This is a genomic window from Ethanoligenens sp. (assembly GCF_047718355.1).
In the GTDB taxonomy this organism is placed as follows: domain Bacteria; phylum Bacillota; class Clostridia; order Oscillospirales; family Ethanoligenentaceae; genus Ethanoligenens.
In genome coordinates this window covers 17,962-38,619 of record NZ_JBDNLG010000012.1, presented here as the reverse complement: position 1 = coordinate 38,619, position 20,658 = coordinate 17,962, and the positions used below count along the sequence as shown (strand labels likewise).

Annotated in this window: 17 protein-coding genes; 14 read left to right on the top strand and 3 right to left on the bottom strand. The window is 51.3% G+C overall.

All coding sequences use genetic code 11. The annotated features are described in order from the left end of the window. Positions 1-5 precede the first annotated feature (5 nt). Positions 6-1,076, bottom strand: a complete 1,071-nt coding sequence (locus ABF463_RS03380) for a glycosyltransferase family 2 protein (protein ID WP_415532139.1) — start codon at positions 1,074-1,076, stop codon at positions 6-8. Positions 1,077-1,284: 208 nt separating this feature from the next. On the opposite strand from ABF463_RS03380, the gene ABF463_RS03375 reads away from it, so the two are divergent. The 13 genes from ABF463_RS03375 to ABF463_RS03315 all read left to right on the top strand — a co-directional run bounded on the left by ABF463_RS03375 (position 1,285) and on the right by ABF463_RS03315 (position 16,938). Beyond that, positions 1,285-2,325, top strand: a complete 1,041-nt coding sequence (locus tag ABF463_RS03375) for a glycosyltransferase family 2 protein (protein WP_415532138.1) — start codon at positions 1,285-1,287, stop codon at positions 2,323-2,325. Between the two features lie 13 nt (positions 2,326-2,338). Beyond that, entirely contained in the window at positions 2,339-3,205 is an 867-nt protein-coding gene (rfbA, locus tag ABF463_RS03370) for a glucose-1-phosphate thymidylyltransferase RfbA (RefSeq protein ID WP_415532137.1), read from the top strand. A gap of 2 nt (positions 3,206-3,207) precedes the next feature. Further along, on the top strand, positions 3,208-4,092 hold the full coding sequence (locus ABF463_RS03365) for a glycosyltransferase family 2 protein (RefSeq protein WP_415532136.1): 885 nt from the start codon (positions 3,208-3,210) through the stop codon (positions 4,090-4,092). 20 nt (positions 4,093-4,112) lie between these two features. Continuing rightward, positions 4,113-4,967 carry a dTDP-4-dehydrorhamnose reductase gene (gene rfbD / locus ABF463_RS03360; RefSeq protein ID WP_415532135.1) on the top strand — a complete coding sequence of 285 codons (855 nt, stop codon included), beginning with the start codon at positions 4,113-4,115 and terminating at the stop codon, positions 4,965-4,967. Positions 4,968-5,021: 54 nt separating this feature from the next. After that, on the top strand, positions 5,022-5,582 hold the full coding sequence (gene rfbC, locus ABF463_RS03355; protein WP_415532134.1) for a dTDP-4-dehydrorhamnose 3,5-epimerase: 561 nt from the start codon (positions 5,022-5,024) through the stop codon (positions 5,580-5,582). A gap of 27 nt (positions 5,583-5,609) precedes the next feature. Continuing rightward, positions 5,610-6,629, top strand: coding sequence for a dTDP-glucose 4,6-dehydratase (gene rfbB, locus ABF463_RS03350; RefSeq protein ID WP_415532133.1), 1,020 nt, complete (start codon positions 5,610-5,612; stop codon positions 6,627-6,629). An 87-nt stretch (positions 6,630-6,716) separates the two neighbouring features. Beyond that, positions 6,717-7,520, top strand: coding sequence for an ABC transporter permease (locus tag ABF463_RS03345; protein ID WP_415532132.1), 804 nt, complete (start codon positions 6,717-6,719; stop codon positions 7,518-7,520). Between the two features lie 70 nt (positions 7,521-7,590). After that, on the top strand, positions 7,591-8,307 hold the full coding sequence (locus ABF463_RS03340; protein ID WP_415532146.1) for an ABC transporter ATP-binding protein: 717 nt from the start codon (positions 7,591-7,593) through the stop codon (positions 8,305-8,307). A gap of 52 nt (positions 8,308-8,359) precedes the next feature. Beyond that, a complete protein-coding gene (locus tag ABF463_RS03335) occupies positions 8,360-11,005 on the top strand; it encodes a glycosyltransferase (RefSeq protein ID WP_415532131.1) in 2,646 nt (881 codons plus the stop codon). 19 nt (positions 11,006-11,024) lie between these two features. Beyond that, entirely contained in the window at positions 11,025-13,271 is a 2,247-nt protein-coding gene (locus ABF463_RS03330; RefSeq protein WP_415532130.1) for a glycosyltransferase, read from the top strand. Positions 13,272-13,337: 66 nt separating this feature from the next. Then, positions 13,338-14,570 (top strand): glycosyltransferase family 4 protein, encoded by a 1,233-nt coding sequence (locus tag ABF463_RS03325; protein WP_415532129.1) that lies wholly within the window; start codon positions 13,338-13,340, stop codon positions 14,568-14,570. Between the two features lie 113 nt (positions 14,571-14,683). Further along, positions 14,684-15,751, top strand: coding sequence for an aspartate carbamoyltransferase (gene pyrB, locus ABF463_RS03320; protein WP_415532128.1), 1,068 nt, complete (start codon positions 14,684-14,686; stop codon positions 15,749-15,751). Continuing rightward, positions 15,745-16,938, top strand: coding sequence for a class I SAM-dependent rRNA methyltransferase (locus tag ABF463_RS03315; protein ID WP_415532127.1), 1,194 nt, complete (start codon positions 15,745-15,747; stop codon positions 16,936-16,938). The genes pyrB and ABF463_RS03315 overlap by 7 nt, the downstream gene beginning before the upstream one ends. Here the strand turns inward: ABF463_RS03315 and ABF463_RS03310 are convergent. Continuing rightward, on the bottom strand, positions 16,935-17,576 hold the full coding sequence (locus ABF463_RS03310) for a VTT domain-containing protein (protein WP_415532126.1): 642 nt from the start codon (positions 17,574-17,576) through the stop codon (positions 16,935-16,937). The genes ABF463_RS03315 and ABF463_RS03310 overlap by 4 nt on opposite strands. A 218-nt stretch (positions 17,577-17,794) precedes the next feature. Here ABF463_RS03310 and ABF463_RS03305 point away from each other — a divergent pair, with 218 nt between their 5' ends. Continuing rightward, positions 17,795-19,501 carry a putative polysaccharide biosynthesis protein gene (locus ABF463_RS03305; protein ID WP_415532125.1) on the top strand — a complete coding sequence of 569 codons (1,707 nt, stop codon included), beginning with the start codon at positions 17,795-17,797 and terminating at the stop codon, positions 19,499-19,501. Between the two features lie 62 nt (positions 19,502-19,563). On the opposite strand, the gene ABF463_RS03300 is transcribed toward ABF463_RS03305, so the two are convergent. Further along, the gene (locus ABF463_RS03300) at positions 19,564-20,541 is read right to left on the bottom strand and encodes an RluA family pseudouridine synthase (protein WP_415532124.1); all 978 of its coding nucleotides are present in this window, start codon (positions 20,539-20,541) and stop codon (positions 19,564-19,566) included. Positions 20,542-20,658 lie beyond the last annotated feature (117 nt).

Genomic DNA, 20,658 nt, shown 5'->3' with positions numbered 1-20,658 from the left:
GAATCTTATTTTTTAAGTGAACGTAGCGCTTTTTGTGCCAGGCAGGCAAGAAGGATGCATATCGCCTGTTTCCGTTTGGCAAACGCAAGGGTTGTCCCCAGCCGCCCCGCAGGCCATTCGGTCGCAGATACTTCAGCCAACGCATGTGTAACGGTCGGGTCTTGAATGATTTTCCAAATAAAATGGTACTTTTTTGAAAATGTTGGTGCGTTTGCGGCATAATAATTGAGCAGGGTGGGAATCTCCGCGCAGATCTTGCGGGGCAGGCGCTCTTTTGCAAGCGCTTCCAAGCCGTTTTCTGCGGCGAATGTATCTAAAAATGTGTATTTGTGCAGACGACAGCTGAAATAGGCCGGTTGAAAGCGTCCCGTGAATGTGGAAGCCTGTTCCACGTAATGGTAAAGTGGGCGGGCGAGGTAGGCTGCCCGTTCGGCGTGGAATGTTACCAGCAGATTAAAAAGGTTGTCTTCGGTGTAGTAGCGCTTTTCATCGGGAAAACGCAGGTGACGTTCTTTGAGCGGCGCCGCGCGGTACAGGCAGCACCACACATAAGAACGGGCGTCTGCAAACGGACAAAGCGCCGTGAAAGCGGACAATTCCTGAGGCGCATATCCGAAGAAATACGGCAGGATGTGCATACGGAGGTCATCTTTGGTGAAGACGCGGCTCCCGCCGGGAAAGGTCTTGCAGACGGCGGATTGCCCCGGCTTGTCCATCCAGTAGTCGCAGACGACCAAATCGGCATCCGTTTCTCTTGCGCGGCTGTAAAGGGCGGCGAACATATCGGGTTCTGTCCAGTCATCTGCATCCGCGAAACCGAGATAGACCCCGCTTGCTGCATCCATGCCCGCATTGCGCGCGGCAGCGGGGCCGGCGTTGGCGGTGTGCAGTACGCGCACCCGTGCGTCTTTTGCGGCGAATGCGTCACAAATGGCCGGGCTTTTATCAGTGGAACCGTCGTCTACCAGAACAAGTTCTATAGAGCGGCAGGTTTGGTTTAAAAGGGAGTTTATGCAGCGTGACAAAGATTTTTCGGCATTGTAAACTGGGACGATGATGCTGACCGGAACAGACATGAGCGGCTTCCTTTCTGCTGCGGGGTATTGAATATGACAGTATTTCTATGATACAATAGTTTCTTGTAAAATGAAAGGATTTCCCGCCGAGGGATGCTTTACCTTTTTTCTAATACGCTTTTCTGACTGATACAGATTGCATGGTTGCGGCCGCCTGTACGGGTTTGTCCCAACAGGCAGGCCGCAGTGGAAAGAAAGAGGGGCTTGTTTGAAACTGCTGAGCATTGCAGTGCCTTCCTACAATGTGGAAGATACACTGGAGGCTACGCTCCGCTCCCTTTGTCTGCCGGAACTGTTACCGGCCCTCGACATCATTGTGGTGGATGACGGCTCGACAGACGGCACGGCTAAGCTGGCGAACACGTTTGCGAAGCGATATCCCGACAGTGTGCGGGTGATTTCGCAGCAGAACAAAGGGCATGGCGGTGCGGTGAACACGGGAATCGCCGCCGCGCTGGGGCGGTATTTCAAAGTGGTGGACGGGGATGATACGTTAGCCGCCGATGGTTTTGCACGTCTGCTCACCTGCCTGCACACATCGCAGGCGGATTTGGTGCTGGCACATTATGAGAAGGTGCCGGCGAATGATTCCGCCCATCCCGTGCCCATGCGTTTTAAAGGTGTGGAGTTCGGGCGTGTATACCCGTTTGCCGAACTGCCGCTGGACAGCGGCCTGTATTTCGGCATCCATTCCATTACGATCCGCACCGATATCCTGCGCAGAAACGACATCCGGTTGCAGGAGCATACGTTTTATGTCGATGTGGAATATGGGCTGCTGCCGGTGCCCTATATCCAGACGGTGGCTTTTTTGGACGACATCGTCTATCGGTATGCTGTGGGCCGCGCGACGCAGTCCATTGCTGTCGACAGCTTTGTGCGCCGCTACGGAGACCATGAGCGGGTGGTGAAGCGGATGGTCGGGTTTGTGCGGCAGACGGCGCTGGATGAGGCGCGTGCCGCGTATGCCTATACCGTTCTGAAAAAACTCTGCTTTACCCAATACATGATTGCGGCGTTCTACGACCCGGATTTCAAAAGGGGCGGATGGCGCGCGCGCCGGTTTGACGCATGGCTGAAAAAAGCAGACGCAAAATTATATGGCATGATGGCGGAGAATACTTATCTGCGCCTGTTGCGGCGCACGCGATTTCTCTTTTTACGCACGGCTTTTTCCAAAGCACTGATGAACAGGGCCTACCGGCTGTTAAACATCCTTTTCCAGAATAAACGGAAATTTACGTATTGAATGGAGGATTATTGTGAAAGGTATTATTTTGGCGGGTGGCTCCGGCACCCGGCTTTATCCCATTACCAAGGCAGTATCAAAGCAACTTCTGCCGATTTATGACAAACCCCTGATTTACTATCCGCTTTCGGTACTGATGCTTGCGGGTATTCGGGACATTCTCATCATCTCCACCCCGCGTGATCTGCCGTTGTACCGCAGCCTGTTGGGGGATGGCACCCAGTTTGGCGTAGAGTTTTCCTATGTGGTGCAAGATCAACCGCGCGGCCTTGCCGAAGCATTTATTTTGGGCGAGGAGTTTATTGGGGGCGACAGTGTCTGCCTGGTGCTGGGCGATAATTTTTTCTACGGTGCGGGTTTGACCCAGTTGTTGCAGGAAGCTTTCGATTTGCGTGACGGCGCGGTGGTGTTCGGCTGCTATGTCAAACAGCCGAAAGCTTTTGGCGTGGTTGATTTTGACAAGCAGGGGAATGTGCTGTCCATTGAGGAAAAGCCGGAGAACCCCAAGTCGAACTATGCGGTGCCCGGTTTGTACTTTTATGATAATCAAGTGGTGGAGATTGCAAAGGCGGTTAAGCCCTCGCCGCGCGGCGAACTGGAAATCACCAGTATCAACACTGCTTATCTGGAACGGGGCAAACTGAAGGTCAAGTTGTTTGGCCGCGGCGTGGCGTGGCTGGATACCGGCACCTGTCAGGGACTGTTGCAGGCGGCCAATTTTGTGGAAGCCGTACAGACCAGGCAGGGGCTTTATATCGCCTGTCTGGAAGAAATCGCTTATGTCAAGGGCTTTATCGGCCGTGAGGAAGTAAAAAAGGCTGCCGAGGTTCTGCATAAGACTGATTATGGCAAATATCTGGCCGCCATCGCGGGCGAATGACGATGCGGCGGGCGGGCCGTGTTGCGGCAGTCATTCTCAATTTTCGGGACAATGAGAACACACTGCAGCTGGTAACAACGCTGCAAGGATGCGATGAGATTGGCTGCATCTGTGTGGTGGATAATTCTGAAACAGGCGGGCTAACGGGGCAGGAAGAACCGCTTCAGGCGGAAAACATCCTTTTTCGGAAGACGGCAAACGAAGGATACTCGAAAGGGAATAATCTGGGCATTTCGGCTGTAGAATCACAATATGGTCTGCCGGATTTTTTCATGGTGGCTAATCCTGATATCGAAATCGACTGCGCTAGTGTGGAATGTTGTGTCCGTCTGCTGCAAAGTGTTCCGGCGATTGCTCTGGCGGCCCCCCGTATGCTGCGTGCAGATGGAACGTTTCACGATTTGCCTGGTTGGTGCAGACGTACAGTACGCGGGGATCTGGCCTATAGCTCGGGAATTCTTGCGCGGCTGCTTGGCATGCGGCGTGAAGCATATCCTACGTCGTATTGGGACGAGCTGCCGTTCGTGCGTGTAGACTGCGTTGCGGGTGCGTGCTTTTTCATTCGGGCAAAAGCCTTTAAAACCTGTGGCTATTTTGACGAACACTCGTTCCTTTTTTATGAGGAGGACATGCTGGGTGAAAAACTGCATCGCATGGGGTTGGGAGAGGCGGTTTGTACCGGCTGTACCTACCGGCATCTGGAGGGGGTTTCCACGCAGGTTTCTCTCCAAAAATATCGCATCATGCAGCACAGCCGTATCTATTTTCACAAGGTATATCGGCACGCGAGCGCTGCCGCACTATTGGTACTGTATGCGGCCACGGCGCTTGGCATTTGTGAGAATATTTTGAAAAGGATAGTATCTGCATTACATTTCAAAAAATGATGAAAGACAGGGAGTTTTTTATGCGTATGCTGATTATCGCTGCCGATGGACAGCTTGGCACCGATGCGGTTTCTTACTTTTCAAAGAAATATGAGGTGTCCGCATTTCAGACAGCCGACATGGATGTCACCGACCCCATTCGCGTGAACGGAGCGATTTTGGCGGTCAAACCGGATGTGGTACTCAACTGCGCAGCCATGACCAATGTGGATGGCTGTGAGGCGAAGGCGGAGCAGGCATATCGGGTTAATGCCTACGGTGCGGGATTGGTCGCACTGGCTGCCAGCCGCGTGGGGGCATATCTGGTGCATATCTCAACGGATTATGTGTTTGCGGGAGACGGTAAGTTCCCGTATGTGGAGACGGACCGCCCTTCCCCCAAAAATGTTTATGGCGCGTCTAAACTTTCGGGTGAACAGCATGTGCAGGCGCTCTGCCCTAACCATGCGATTCTGCGCACGGCGTGGCTGTACGGTCCCCACGGCAATAATTTTGTCAAGACGATGCTCAAGCTTGCCAAAGAACATGATGAAATCAGTGTGGTGACCGATCAGGTAGGCAACCCGACCTCCACATTTGAACTCGTCCGCATCATCGACGCAGTCGTCACCAGCCGGGCAACCGGCATTTTTCACGCCACCTGTGAGGGTGTTTGCTCGTGGAATGCGTTTGCCCGTGAAATTTTCCGGCAGGCGGGCGTGAACGTGCGCGTCAAGGATGTGACCTCCGAAGAATTTGTCCGCCCGGCACACCGCCCATCTTATTCCGTCCTCTCAAAAGACAAATTGGCCGCTATGACCGGCCATCGCCCTGCGGATTGGCAGGATGCATTGCGGGAATATTTCGATTATGAAGCGGGAAATGTTGATTTTTGATGTGAATTTTGTCATACTGGTAGAGTTGTACAGAACAGAAAGGAAAGTGTACGCATGAATGTGACCAAAACAAAACTCGACGGCGTGATGGTCGTGGAGCCGCAGGTATTTGGAGATAACAGAGGCTGGTTTACAGAAACTTATTCCAAAGAGAAAATGGCACCGCTGGGTATCACAGTGGATTTTGTGCAGGATAACCATTCGTTCAGCGCCCAAAAAGGCACACTGCGCGGGCTGCATTTCCAGATGCACCCCAAAGCGCAGTCCAAACTGCTGCGTTGCACACGGGGCAAAATTCTGGACGTTGCCGTGGATATCCGCAAGGGTTCGCCCAACTACACCAAATGGGTAGGTGTGGAATTGAGCGCTGAAAATAAAAAGCAGCTGTTTATTCCAGCCGGTTTCGCGCATGGTTTTGTGACGCTTACCGATGACGTGGAAGTGCAGTATAAAGTTGACGAATATTACGCGCCGGACTGCGACCGCAGCATCCGGTTCGACGACCCGGCCATCGGTGTGGACTGGGGCGTTGCCGATCCGGTTTTGTCCAAAAAAGATTTGAGCGCTCCCTTACTCAAAGACAGCGACTGCAATTTTACCTATCCGGCGCAGTAACGCCGCGGTGATATAAGGAGATTAAACATGAAGATTCTGGTGACGGGCGGAGCAGGCTTTATTGGCTCCAACTTTGTATATTATATGCTGGCGCACCATCCCGAGGATGAGATCATCTGCCTTGACCTGCTGACTTATGCCGGCAACTTGCAGACGCTGGACGCGGCGTTGCAGAACCCCAAATTCAAATTCGTCAAAGGCGATATCGCCGACCGCGCGTTTGTATTTGATCTGTTCCGCAAAGAAAAACCGGAAGTGGTCGTCAATTTTGCCGCCGAGTCGCATGTGGACCGCTCGATTGAAAACCCTGAAATCTTCCTTACCACCAACATCCTTGGCACCAGCGTGCTGATGGACGCAAGCCGTGAATTCGGTGTGCAGAGGTATCATCAGATCTCCACCGATGAAGTGTATGGGGATCTGCCGCTTGACCGCCCCGACTTGATGTTTACCGAGGAGACGCCACTCCATACCTCTTCGCCTTATTCTTCGTCAAAAGCGGGCGCCGACCTGCTGGTCATGGCCTACCACCGCACCTACGGTCTGCCGGTGACGCTGACACGCTGCTCCAACAACTACGGTCCCTATCATTTTCCTGAAAAGCTCATCCCGCTCATCATCACGCGTGCGCTGGATGAGAAGCCTGTTCCGGTTTACGGTACAGGTGCGAATGTGCGTGACTGGCTGTATGTGGGCGACCACTGTTCCGCCATTGATTTGGTGCTGCGAAAGGGCAAAGTCGGCGAGACCTATAACGTGGGCGGACACAACGAGCGCAGCAACCTGGAAGTGGTCAAGGCAGTGCTGCGGGAACTGGGTAAACCGGAGAGCCTGATTACCTATGTGACCGACCGCAAAGGGCATGACCGCCGCTATGCGATTGATCCGACCAAAATTGAAAAGGAACTTGGCTGGCAGCCGACCTACCGCTTTGATGAAGGCATCAAGGTGACCGTGGCGTGGTATTTGGAAAACAAGTCATGGTGGGAAAACATTATTTCGGGCGACTATCAGGCGTACTATCAAAAGATGTATCAAGACCGCTGATTGGCTGGAGTGTAATCGTGATTCTGCCGGCCGACATCCGTTTGTGCCGGGACAAGAACAGTTTTGATGAACTGTCGGAGTTTTAACATGTTGAATACTTTCAAGAATTTTAAAAAATATTCCTACCTGTTGCAGCAACTGGTCATTCGCGATTTTAAAGTCAAATACAAACGGTCAATTTTGGGTGTGCTTTGGAGCGTTTTGAATCCGCTGTTTACCATGATCGTGCTGACCGTGGTTTTTGAAGGCGTAATGCAGCTGAAGGGCAGTGCGACCATCAAAAGTTATCCGGTCTACCTGCTTTCCGGCTTGCTGTTTTGGAACTATTTTTCTGAGGCGTCCAGTTTGGCGATGGGCTCTGTAGTTAATAATTTTAACCTCATTAACAAGGTCTACATGCCCAAATATATCTTTCCGCTTTCCAAAGTGCTTTCCAGCGCGATTAACTTTGTGTTTTCCCTGGTGGCCCTTTATGCCATTATCTTTTTTCAGCCGGTGCCACTCTCATGGATGCATATCTTTTTACCGCTTGATATGATCTATACGGTAATTTTTGCAATGGGTGTGTCATTGTTCCTTTCTGCCATAACGGTCTTTTTCCGCGATATGTTCTATATCTATGGCGTGCTTATCACCATGTGGATGTATATGACGCCGATTATCTATACCATCGATACCATCGAGCGGAGCAAATATCACTGGTTCATGATGCCGATTGTCAAAATCAATCCGATGTATTATTATATCACGTATGCAAGGCAGATCATTTTGTATGGGCAGATGCCGACGCTCCATATGAATCTGGTCTGTTTAGGCGCGTCTCTGCTGACATTGCTGATAGGCGGACTCTTTTTCCGCTGGCAGCAGGACCGGTTCATTTATCATATCTAAGAAAGCCGTCCGTTTTTAAGGGTCGCTTTGCCATGGGGGTTTTCCTTTGATTAAAGTAGAAAATGTGTCGATGAAATTTAATTTGGGCAAGGATCGGGTGAATACGCTCAAGGAATTTCTTATCCGCGCCATGAAGCGCGATCTGGAAAAAAAAGAAGAATTTTGGGCGCTGCGGGATATCTCATTTGAAGTACCCAAAGGCGAGGTGCTGGGGCTGGTGGGTACGAATGGCGCCGGTAAAAGCACCTTGCTTAAAGTAATTTCGGGCGTGATGAAACCGACCGTTGGGACAGTGGCGTTACATGGTTCCATTGCCCCGATGATCGAATTGGGCGCGGGGTTTGATTTGGAGCTGACCGCCAAGGAAAATGTCTTTTTGAATGGTTCCATCCTCGGCTATAGGAAGGCGTTTTTGGAAGACAAGTATCAGGAAATCGTGGATTTCGCAGAGCTGTCCGCATTTATGGACGTGCCGGTACGCAACTTTTCTTCCGGTATGGTTGCCAGGTTGGCTTTTGCCATTGCCACGTTGGTTGCACCGCAGATTTTGATTGTGGATGAAATTCTTTCGGTGGGTGACCCACCCTTCCAGCAGAAAAGTCAGCACAAAATGATGGATATGATCCATGGCGGGGCAACGGTGGTTTTTGTGTCGCATTCCATGCAGGATATCAAACGGCTATGCAAACAGGTTATGTGGCTTGACCATGGACAGATGAAAATGTTGGGTGATACCGATACGGTGCTGGAAGCATATGCAGATTTTTGCCATTTGGATAAAGAATGAGATAAGACAGAAATTTTGATAAAAAAGAGAATAAGGAATGGGTGGAAATGTAATGCCTTTTGAACCAACAGTCTCCATTGTGATTGTAAATCTGAACGGTTTGCGGCATCTGGATGAATGCTTTAAATCAATCCAACGGTTGGACTATCCCAAAGACAAAATCGAAGTTGTGATGGTGGACAACGGTTCAACCGATGGATCCGTAGAGTTCATGCGCAAAAAGTACAGTTGGGTTAAGCTGATTCGCAATTCTAAAAATGAAGGATTTGCGAAACCAAGCAATGATGGCGCGCGCGCGGCGACTGGCGAATATGTGGCATTTTTGAACAACGATATGCGCGTACATCGCCGTTGGCTGGCTGAATTGGTGCACTCCATTGAGGTGAATCAGGCCACTTGTGCCGGCTCGGTCATCCTCAACTGGAATGGAGAACTGCTGGATTTTGCGGGCGGTAGCATGACGTTTTATGGCATGGGATTTCAATACCATTTTCATGAACCGGTCAAGCAGATTGAGGCACAGCTATCACAGGATAGAGACCTGTTTTTTGCCTGCGGCGGTGCCATGTTGGTCAACCGGCAGGTTTTTCTGGAAGTCGGCGGATTTGACGAAGATTTTTTTGCCTACTTTGAGGATTCAGATTTGGGATGGCGGCTGAACACGCTGGGGTACAGGGTGATCCTCTCGGTCAAGTCGCGCGTGAATCATAAGCACCACAGTACGGGGGCTACCTTTGCACGCGAACGGATGCGCTATCTGTATTTCCGCAACAGCCTATATACCATCTACAAGAATTCCAGCGATGCAATGCTCAACAAGGCTTTCTGGCCGACGATCCTCATGAACAGCGCTTTGATTTTTAAAGAATCCGGCTTGAATGAAGAAGATTATGACCTGCGGATTGCGCGGGGCAACTTTGATCATCAGGATGCGCACATCAATCATGTGGCGGCAGCACATTTGGCAGCGCAGAACGCATTTTTAAAAAACCTGCGGACCATGTCGGAAAAACGGGCGTATATCCAAAGCCATCGCAAAGTGGATGATAATAAGATTGCCACGTTTTTTACCGACCCGTTTGCCTGTGTGGGTGCAGATTCCTATGCGTATCATGCGCTTAAATACGATTTGGTTGAACTGTTTGGGATGGATCAGGCATTTCACAAGCCAATTAAACGGCGTGTATTGCTGGTAACTGCCGATCAAATCGGTAAGAAAATGGCGGGGCCGGCTATTCGCTATTTTGAGTTTGCCAAAGCGCTGAGCAAAACCTGTGATGTTGTGCTGGCATCTTGTGGCACCGGTGGATTAGAAAGTTCATACTTTAAGTCTGTGCAATACGCATTTGGTCAGGAAGAGCAGCTATGCAAAGCTGCCGTTGAAGCGGATGTGATTATCGCACAGGGATTTATTTTAGAAAACACAAAAGATTTTGCCAAAATTGCCAGTCAGCGCTATTTGATTTTTGATCTTTATGATCCGTTGGTTATTGAAAATATCGAGGCGTTGAAGGACCATTCCTGGGGTGCGCGCAGAGAAAATGCGGCGTATACCTTGAAAGCGTTGCTGCGGCAGCTGCGTTTGGGTGATTTTTTCGTTGCGGCGAATGATGTGCAGCGCGATTATTGGATGGGGATGCTGACTTCGGTCAACCGCATTTCTCCGGAAACATATGACGTGAGTCCAAGCTTCAACAAAATGATTGATTTGGTGCCGTTTGGCATCGCAGATGAGCCTCCCGTTCATACGCGCAATGTGCTGAAGGGCGTTTGGCCTGGTATCAATAAGGAAGACTTCGTCTTGATTTGGGGCGGCGGCGTGTGGAATTGGTTTGATCCACTGTCCATTATTCAGGCAGTCAAGATCTTATCTGAAAAACGCTCGGATATCAAACTGTTTTTCTTAGGCGTAAAGCGTCCGAATCCGACGACTCCGGAGATTGCAATGCTCAACGATGCGGTCGCGCTCGCAAAAGAATTGGGCGTGTATGATAAATACGTCTTTTTCAATTTTGATTGGGTCGATTATAATGACCGGCAGAATTATTTGCTGGAAGCAGATGCGGGCGTCAGTTTTCATTTCGACACAGTAGAGACACATTTTTCATTCCGTACACGCATTCTGGATTACTTATGGGCCAACTTGCCTATTATCGGTACAGAAGGCGATTTCTTTGCCGAACTTGTGCAGGCCAAAGATCTGGGCGTGACCGTTGGATTTAAAAATGTGGACGATATTGTGGAAGCGGTTCGCAAGTTGGCCGACGATAAGGAGTTCTACGCGCGCTGCAAAGAAAACATGCTGCCGGTGGCGGAGCAATACCGTTGGAGTCGGGTCACTAAACCGATTGTTGATTTCTGCAATAATCCGGTGCATATGCGTGAGTTGACCTTCCCGATTGCCGAGATGGAACCTTCGGATAAAGAAAGTGATGGAAACGATCTGGACAGCCTGTCGGTATCTCCGTCCTCCCGCCGTGCCCGCCGGGGCTCTGTTCAACAGACGTTGTATGAGATTGAACAGCAGCAGATCGAATTGCAAAAAACCATGCGTCATATTGCTCGTGACGGGAGCAACGCAAATGAGCGTTTGGCAGAATTGCAAACATGGTCCTATATGATGAATGACCGCTTTAACAAGTTCAAAGGATTTGCCAATCCATTTAAATTCCTGAAGCGGCTGTTCAGACGGAGATGACGGTATATTGGGTGGCGGCATGACGATTGATATCATTATTCCTGTTTATAACGCATTCGACTATCTGCTGGCCTGCGTGGAAAGTATCCGCCGCAACGCCGGGGTGCAGCCGTATCGGCTGATTTTGGTTGAGGATTGCAGCACCGACGTGCGCATTCTGCCGTATTTGCACTCTCTGGAGAACGGCAATGTGATTGTACTTCGGAATGAAACGAATCAGGGGTTTGTACATTCGGTCAACCGCGGAATACAGGCATCCGAAAACGATGTGGTGTTGCTCAACAGTGATACCGAAGTGACACCGCACTGGCTGGAAAGACTGACGGCTTGTGCCTGCCATGACTCGCGTGTCGCAACGGCCACGCCATTTACCAACGCAGGAACCATTTGCTCTGTCCCGGTGTTTTGCCAGGACAACCCGTTGCCGGAGAGGCTGACAGCCGACGCGTATGCAGCACTGATCGAACGGGTGAGTCTGCGCGCGTATCCGGAGATTCCGACAGCAGTCGGTTTCTGTATGTATATCCGTCGTGCCGTACTCAATCAAATCGGCTTGTTCGACGAAGATGCCTTTGGAAAAGGCTATGGCGAGGAAAACGATTTTTGCTATCGTGCTTTGCGCGCGGGATATCGCCATGTGCTTTGTGACGATGTCTTTGTTTATCATAAAGGCAGCGCTTCATTCGGCGATGTGCGCAAACAGACGCAGATACAGAAAAATCTTGAAATTCTTGCCAATAGGTACCCCGAGGAGAAACGCCAGACGGATTTGTTTTGCCGGATGCAGCCGTTGCGTCGCTTTTGGGATAACATTGATGTGTTTCGGGCATTTGCCAACGGACGGCGAAATCTATTGTTTGTTTTGCATATGCCCGTGCCTTACCGGCAGGGCGATTCGCAGATGGGCGGTACGCAAAAGCATGTGTTGGAACTCTGTCGGGCACTGGACAAGCGCTACAATGTGTTTATCTTGTGGCCGGAAAAGGAAGACGGTTTATGCCTGATTGGCAGCAACGGCAGTGAGTGGAAGGAACTGTTTTTTTCGCTCAAATTGGTTACCTCGTTGTCCTATGAGGATAAAATCCGGCAGGTACTGAGCGAGGTCCTCAAAGCGTTCTGCATTGACTTGGTACATATACATCACATATTAGGTTTGACACCTGCTATGTTTGATACCGTGCGGCGGGCAGGGATTCCGTGTGTATTCACCGCGCATGACTATTATCTGTTTTGCCCGCAGATAAACTTATTGAAAAATGGTGTATATTGCGGCGGGGATGCGGCGCAATGTGCGGATTGCCCCGCCTGTGCCGGTATTTCGATTGCCGATTGGCGCCAACAGATGGGCAAGGCGCTTTCCTCTGTGCAGGCGGTCGTGGTACCGGACGAATCGGTACAGCGTCGGTTTGAGCAAATGTTCCCCGGACTGCCTGTCGAGGTACACGAACACGGGATATGCATTCCGGAATTGTCCCGTCCGGTGCAAACAGTTGATTCTGCCGATACAGAGCTTTTTCCGGTCGCTTTTGTAGGGAATGTCGCGCAGCATAAAGGCAGCGCCCGGATTGCGAAAGTGATTGCACAAGGCGGCACTCAGATTGATTGGCACGTCTTTGGCAATGTAGAGGATAAGTCGTTTCGTCCCATGCACGCGCATCTTCACGGGCCCTATCAGGGTGCTGAAATTCTGGCGCTTCTGCGTCAATATCGCATTCGACTGGTCTGTTTTCTGCCGGTCTGGCCGGAAACCTACAGCTATGTGCTGACGGAATGCTGGTTGGCCGGTGTGCCGGTACTTGCATATGATTTGGGTGCGGTGGGCAACCGTATCCGAAAGACCGGATGCGGGTGGGTGCTGCCGCCGGATGCCGGAGCGACAGAAATTGTGCGGGAAATCCAGCGGATTCGTGGGGATGCGGCCGAATACGCCACGCGGTTGAATGCCCTGGAGCAGTTCCATGCTGTATCGCTTGAAGAGATGGGGAAGAGTTATGCCCAACTGTATGAGCGATTGTTTGGCAAACCGCAGATTTGCCAGGGATACGACCGTGCATTGATTGTATCGGCGGTTGAAGCTGCCGCCAAAGGGACGGAGACGATGGGATTAGCGTATGGCGCACAGCTGGAAGGCTTGCGGCAAAAGCTGCGAAAAATCCTGCCCCGTCCAATGGCCGACGCATTGCTGCGCGGACAATATCCGTTTAAAAAGCAGATAAAACGGGTAGCGGTGTTGGCGGGGGACGTATTGCGCCGGCTGCGCCGGTGAATGATCGGGTGACTGGTCGCTAACCGGTTCGCGAAACTGCTGCTTTGTGTGAAAAGGGGTACAAGCATGGATATTGCACACAAGCTGAAAACGGCAGTGGGTTTGCTGAAAGAACAGGGTGTTTCCGGTGTGTGGATGGTTTTTTCCGGTAAAGCTGTGCGTGCGGTACGGCGCATGGCACATCGGATGCGCGGACTGCTGCTGCGCACCCATTTGCTGCGGATAAAAACGAGCAGGCAACTCCGTGTGCTGTATATCGTCAATGAAGTGGAGATGTCCGGCGGGCAAACTGTGCGCTACCGGGTGTTTAATTTGATGGAAGCATTGTCGGGGCAGGCGGAAACAACATATGCCATGCTGGAAAACGGCGTTTATCTGGATGATTGGCAAGTGGCGCACGCGGATATCCTTGTCTGTATGCGTGTGTTTGATACACCGCAGCTTCGCCGTCTGCTTGCGCTTGCCAAACGGTACGGCAAGCCTGCGGTTTTTGATATCGATGACTTGATTTTTCTGCCGCAGTATTATGATGGATTCTGCAAAGCACTGTCTGTAACGGATAGCTTTGAAAAAGAGATGTACGCGGACATGTTCGCGAAATTTCACGAAGCATTCGCACAGTGTGATTTTGCTACCGCAAGCACGCCATATATTGCGGAGCGGATGCAGGCGGAAAAAAGGGCTGTGGTTATTCACAACGGATTGAATCATACACAGCTTGCTGTGGCGCGCGGGCTGCCGGAAAGAGAACGGGGCGACACTTTTCGTATCTGCTATATGAGCGGCAGTAAATCACATAATATTGATTTTGCGCAGGCTAAGCCTGCGATCGCGCGCATTCTGGCGGAATATCCGTCGGTGTGCCTGTGCGTTGCGGGATATCTAGATGAAGACCTATCCGCTCAGTTTCCCAACCAAGTGTCGCGTGCGCCATATATGCCATGGCAGGAATTGCTGTCCTATTGCGCCGGTTGTGATGTGAATATCGCGCCGCTGGACACGTCCAGCCCATTCTGCCATGCCAAAAGTGAATTGAAATATTTTGAGGCGGCACTGGTGGGCGTACCTACTGTGGCTTCCCCTACGGACACATTTTGCAAATGTATCCGCTCTGGAGAAAACGGCTTGCTTGCGGAAACGGAGGACGAGTGGTATGCGGCTGTCCGGTCTTTGATTGAAAGGGAAGATCTGCGTACACGCATCCGGCGGGCGGCTAAAGCGGATGCACTTGCACGGTACACACCGCCCTCTATTGCCCGGGAAGCATTGGAGGCGTATCGTACAATCCTGAAAATGTAGGAGATCATGCAGCGGCTTGCCCCATGGCGGGTGGTATGATACAATAAAAAGAAGCCTTGGGGAGGATGGTTACCGCAAAACGGGGAAATAGTCGATAAGGAAGATGATAGAAAATGTCCTGTGGGGATTTGCTGGATTTAAACGATTGTAGCGTGACAGAATGGACACACCTCATCAAACTGGCGGATGACATCCGTCTTAACCCGCGCGATTATATGCGCCGGTGCGAAGGCAAGGTGCTGGCCACGCTGTTTTATGAGCCGAGTACCCGCACACAGATGTCCTTTCAGGCGGCCATGCTGCGTCTTGGCGGGCAGATTATCGGGTTTGACAACCCGGTCAATTCGTCCGTTTCCAAAGGGGAAACGCTGATGGACACCATGCGCATCGTCAGCAATTATGCCGACATTATTGTGGTGCGCCATCCGCAGGAGGGCGCGGCGCGTGCGGCGTCGCTCTATGCGCGCTGCCCGGTCATCAATGCGGGAGACGGCGGGCATTTGCATCCTACCCAGACGCTGACCGATCTGGTGACGCTCTCTACGGTTAAGGGCAAACTGACCGGCTTGCGTATCGGTGTTTGCGGTGATTTGAAATTTGGCCGCACGGTGCATTCTTTGCTCAAGGCAATGAGCCGCTTTGAAGGCAACCGGTTCTATTTGATTTCTACGCCGGAACTGGCTGTGCCGGATTACTGCAAGGAAATACTCGATCATGCCGGCTGCCCTTATGAGGAAGTGGGGGCGCTTGACGAATGCATCGGGGAACTGGATGTGCTGTATATGACGCGCATCCAACAAGAACGGTTTGCCACGCCAGAGGCCTATGAGAAACAACGCGGTGTTTTTGTTCTTACGCCGGAAAAACTCAGCAGAGCGCGCAAAGATCTTGCCGTTCTGCACCCGCTGCCGCGCGTGGATGAAATAGATCTTGCCATCGACGACGACCCGCGCGCCCTGTATTTTACACAGGCACGGTTGGGCATGTTTGGCCGGATGGCGCTGATTTTACGGATGCTGGAAGAGGACATCAACATCCACTCCGAGCGGAATTATCATGTGCATGCGGCGGATTGTTCAAATCCGCGCTGTATTACCCATACGGAAAAGTACCTGCCGCATAACGTCTGCCCGGATGAAAACGGGCAGGAGATTTGCCTGTACTGTGAGGAAAAATGCTGAATACCATGGAAAACAGCGGGACGCTACCCGTCGTATCCTTGAAACCCGGTGAAGAAAAGGACCTGCGGATGGGTCGGCTCTGGGTGTTTGACAATGAAATTGCCGGGATCAAGGGTGAAGTTTCACAAGGCGGGCTGGTGGATATCTTTTCTGCACGGGACGTGTTTGTGGGGCGCGGGTTCTGCAATATGCGGTCAAGAATCCGTGTGCGGCTGCTCACACGGAAACGTGAAGAAATTGACCGTGCGTTCTTTCTGCGCCGGTTGTCACGGGCAATCGATTTACGCCGACGTTTGGGGCACTTTGGTGCCTGCCGTCTGGTCTTTGGCGAGGCGGACGGTCTGCCGGGATTGACAGTGGACAAATTTGACGATGTGCTGGTCATGCAGATTGCGGCGCTGGGGATGGCGCTGTTTCAGGACACCATTGTGGATTGCCTGGTGGAATTGCTGCATCCACGCGCCATTTATGAGCGTGACGACCTGCCCACGCGCGAAAAAGAGGGATTGCCGCAGCAGAAAGGCGTTCTCTATGGGGAAGCGCCCGGACTGGTGGAGATTGCTGAAAACGGTCTGCGTATGCTGGTGGATGTAGAAAATGGGCAGAAGACCGGCTATTTTCTCGACCAACGGGAAAATCGGGCAGCACTTGCGCCGTTTTCGCACGGCAGGGTGTTGGATTGCTTTTGTCATACCGGGGGGTTTGCGCTGCACGCCGCCCAATATGGCGCAGATTCGGTAGAAGCAGTGGATATTTCAGCTTCCGCTTTGGAGATGGTGCGCAAAAATGCGGCGCTCAATGGGCTGACCAACATCACCGCGACTGAAGCCAATGTCTTCGATTTGCTCAAAACTTATCAGCAGGAGAAGCGGCAGTATGACTTGGTCATTCTTGACCCGCCCGCTTTTGCAAAGTCCAAATCGGCACTGAAAAGTGCGGCACGCGGCTATAAGGAAATCAATTTGCGCGGGATGACACTGGTGCGTCCGGGTGGTTTTCTGGTGACTTGCTCCTGCTCCCATTTTATGACGCCGCTCCTGTTTTTGGATATGATAAAACGCGCGGTTGCCGATGTTGGCAAAACCGCGCGTATCTTGGAAATTCGATATCAAGCGAAAGACCATCCCATTGGAATGGGTGCGGATGAATCTTTGTACCTTAAGTGCGTTATCTTGCAGTTGGATTAAACGCTTTTCTTTCCGAAGCGGGTTTTTAGGAAACCGATAACCGCCGGAAGCAGAGAAATACACACAATGAGGACAACGACCATGCTGAAATGCGCTTTGAAAAATGGCAGGTTGCCAAAGAAAAAGCCTACACTGAAGAAGAAAGACGCCCAAATTACACCGCCGATTAGGTTAAACAGTAAGAATTTGCGATAAGGCATCTCACCAACGCCCGCGACAAATGGGGCAAAGGTGCGGATAATCGGCATAAAACGTGTGATAATGACGGTGACTGCACCGTATTTTTCAAAGAAATGGTGTGTCCGTTCAATGTATTCTTTCTTGATAAACCGGATGTGCCCATGTTCGACCCGATGTTTCAACGCACGCCCGATTTGGTAGTTGCACATGTTGCCAAGCACTGCCGCAGCACAGAACATCAGGATAGCCCAAGGAGAAACGATGTTTTTCGCGGCCAGCGCACCGGCGGCAAAGATCAAGGAATCGCCCGGCAGAAACGGTGTGACGACCAAACCGGTTTCACAGAAAATAATGAGGAACATGAGGACGTAAGCGACCATGCCATAGGAATGCATGAAGACGCTTAGATGTTTGTCGATATGCAGAAAAATATCGATCAGGGTCTGTATGGTAGCCATTGTTAACTCCCTTTTTGTTTATTTTGTGTAACAGTGCGCCTGCCATGCCGCATGTTGAAAAGCGTATTCCGGGCGACGCGCCTGCTTTCATGGCACCTGTTGCCGGGTGCCGATACGTATTTCATTATACCATACTCTTTTTGACACAAACAATTTTTTTGTAAATTTTCATTGAGATGCCGTTTGAAAAAATTGGATTTCAATGTTCGGGGAACGATATGAAACAGCAATCAACTTCCAAAGGGTTTGCCATTTTAAGCGTGTCCACCATGCTGATTAAGGTGTTGGCGCTGGTGTATCTGCCCATTCAATCGGCAGTTATGCACGACTACGGCAACGGCATTATTGCGGCGGGAATGTATTTATATACATTTATTTATTCATTGACCAATGTCGGACTGCCGAGCATCATCTCCAAAATGGTGGCCGAGCGCTCGGCTTTGGGCGATTACCGCAGCACGCAACGTGTTCTTCGATGTGCCTCCATCATCTTGGGGGTCTTGGGCCTTTGCGCCACGCTGTTTACGTATCTGGGTGCTGGGGCTTTAGCGGATTACGTGGCATTTCCCAAAGAGGCCGTACTGATGTTTCAGGTGATTGCGCCTACTTTTCTGTTTTCCTGTGTGTCGTGTGCGTTGCGTGGCTATTTTCAAGGGCGGCAGAATATGGTGCCCACCGCGATTGCGCAGTTGCTGGAACAGTTGGTCAATACGGTTTTTACCGCCTTGTTTATCTGGCTTCTGTTTAATGTGGCCAAACACGCGAGCACAGATCCGCAAATACCGTATATCTTTGGTGCTGCCGGATCGTCGGTCGGCACCGTGCTTGGCGCCATTGCTTCCGCGCTGTTTTTGAGTTATTTGTTCACCGTGCTGTTTCGTGAGCAGCGTCATCGCGAGTTAAAAGAGCAAACGTATGACGGACCAGTGCTGTATAACCGGGACATCTACAGGGAAATTACGCGGTACGCCATCCCGGCAGTCATCGGTTCGTTTGCAGCCAACGCTCCCGGCCTGATTGATGCGTTTACCTGCAAACGAAGCCTCATGCAAAGCGGATTGTCTGACTTTGTGGCAAGCGGCCTATATGGGGTGTACTCCACGCAGTTCAGCCGCCTGTTTACGGTGGCAATCGGGTTTACCAATCCATTGGTTATCACAATGGTGCCAGCAATCGCGTCCGCATTGGCGGTGCAAAACCACAAGCTGTTCCGCCATCGGCTGACGGAAAGTTACAAGCTGGTCTATATGCTGATGATTCCAATTGTGTTCGGCATGATGTTCCTCGCAAAACCGACGATTACATTGGTCTTTTTCCATCGGAACAACGGGTCGGATTTGATCGTTTTCGGTGTCTGGACGGCGGTGCTTTCCGTTATTGCCGCTGTACAGTCCGGCTTGCTGCTGGCCGGCGGTGCGCCGTTGGCAGGCCCGCTGAACACTATCATTGGCATGATTCCAAAGATTTTGTGCAATGTATTGCTGATTCCGCTCCATGCGGTCAATATCAAGGGCGCTATCATTGGCAACGCCATGGGCTGGCTGATAACGATCATACTCAATGACCGCGTGGCCCGTCAGCGTCTGCATGTCGGCTCCTGTGGGCTGCGCAGTCTGCGCGCACCGGTATTCGGTTCGGCGGTGATGGGCCTGGCGTGCTGGGGAATTTATTCCGCGCTGTATTTACCGTTTGCGCCGCGTCATTCCACGCAGATCAATATCGCCGCCAATGATGCGGCACTGTTGATAACCGTTGTGGCCGGTATTTTCATCTACTTCTCAGTCATGATAAAGATTGGTGGCGTGACGGCTCAGGACATCACCAAATTGCCGCTGGGCACCCGGCTGCTGCGCCTGCTGCGTAAGATCCCGTTTTTAAAAGAAAACTTGCGTCCAAAACCGTTGGGAGAAAATAAGGGCGAATAATATGACAGCCTCTGTTCCAACAAGTGAAACGGAGGCCGTACAGCAATATAAAACAATGCGGATTAACGGCGCAGGCTGTCTTGAATGCAAAAACCGGAATGGGTTTTCCGGGCAAACCAGATTTCCTCGACGTTGAACGTTTTCCCTTTCAGGTAGTTGAGAGGCCCTGCGTCTGTGGAAAAGGCAAAGGTGGTCTGATAGGCGTAGAGTGCCTGATATCGCAGCTTATACGGACGGTTGCACTCGTTATCACCGTATTTGCTGTCACCCAGCAGCGGATGCCTGATGTGTGCAAACGCTGCGCGGATTTGGTGTGTACGTCCGGTCACCAGCTCCACCTCCAACAGGGAGAGCGCGCCTTGTTCATCCAGCACATGGTATTTGGTGACGGCGGTCAGCCCATTTGGCATCGGGCGGTCATACACGTGTACTTTCTTTTGGGCCTCATCCTTGACTTGATAGGTTGTGAGCGTGCCGGTTTTCTCTTTTAGATGCCCATGCACGATGCATAAATAACGTTTGAGTACTTCCCGCACCTTGATTTTTTCGTTGAGGATGCGCAGAGCGGGTGCATTTTTTGCAGCCAGAACAATGCCGCCGGTGTTGCGGTCGATGCGGTTGCAGAGAGCGGGCGCAAAGCTGTTTTCCTGTTCAGGGTCATATTCACCGCGTTCATAAAGCAGATGCTGGATGCGTCCAATCAACGTATCCGGTGAGCCGGATTCATCCTCGTGCACGACCAGCCCGGGCTTTTTGTCCACGATAAGAATATTTTCGTCTTCATATAAAATTTCAACGTGCGTGGGCGCATCCAGAAAAGTGGGCGCCTTTGCCTCGAAAAATTCGTCGTTGACGTAAAGTTCTACCAGACTGTCCACGATCAGGCGCTGGGAAATGGCCGTGCGTTTGCCATCTACCTTAATGCGTTTGAGACGGATATATTTATACAGCAGACTTTTTGGGAGGCAGGGTGCGACTTTTGCAACAAACTTGTCTACGCGCATACCGGCGTCGTTTGCTCCAATGGTAAATGCTTTCACGTGGGTTCTCCTTTAAATGGCGTTCAGTTTCGGGCATATAGATATAGTATACCATGTTTCGTCGTCGCGTGGTACTTTTCAAATAGACTCTTTTTTGGTATGATAAGGGTAGCAGCG